Source organism: Helicobacter monodelphidis (assembly GCF_003288845.1).
Taxonomy (GTDB): Bacteria; Campylobacterota; Campylobacteria; order Campylobacterales; family Helicobacteraceae; genus NHYN01.
This window is the reverse complement of record NZ_NHYN01000080.1, coordinates 1-657: the sequence shown is the minus strand read 5'-3', so window position 1 is coordinate 657 and position 657 is coordinate 1. Positions and strand designations below refer to the sequence as shown.

Below are 657 nucleotides of genomic sequence, written 5' to 3'. Positions count from 1 at the left end.
GATGATATGGAAAAGATAGTCAATGACAATCTCGCATAAAATAGAGTTAAATCCAAATAATAAGCACATTACACATTTCAAAAAAGCTTTTGGCTGTTCTAGGTTAGCATATAATTGGGGACTTGCTAAATGGCAAGAATATCAAAGACAAGGCATTAAAAAAACATATTTAGATTTAAAAAAAGAGTTTAACTCCATTAAAAAAGAGCAATTCCCATTTGTCTATGAAGTTATTAAATATGCTACACAACAACCCTTTTTAAATCTTAACTTAGCTTTTAAAAAATTCTTTGCTGATTTAAAACAAAGTAAAGTGAGCTATCCTAAGTTCAAGAAAAAAAGAGAGAATGAAGGAAGTTATTATATAGGTGGCGACCAAGTCATTATAAGGACAAAAGATAATAGCAATAAAACTTACTTAAAAATTCCAAATCTAGGACTTGTAAAAATGCGTGAAAAGCTTAGATTTAATGGAAAGATTAACTCTGTAACCATTAGCCAAAAAGCTAACAAATTCTATGCTAGTTTTAGTGTTGAAATGAATGAGAATGAATTTAATAAAACGCATAAATCATCTATGCAAACCAAACAAGGTTTAGGAATAGATATAGGCTTAAAATCCTGTGTATGTTTATCTAATGGCTTAAGTGTTAAAGC

Annotated in this window: 1 protein-coding gene; it reads left to right on the top strand. The window is 28.9% G+C overall.

Annotated features, from left to right (window positions below):
• Positions 1–22: 22 nt before the first annotated feature.
• Positions 23–657: RNA-guided endonuclease InsQ/TnpB family protein (locus tag CCZ01_RS09975; protein WP_146745257.1), on the top strand; the 635-nt coding region annotated here is incomplete at its 3' end.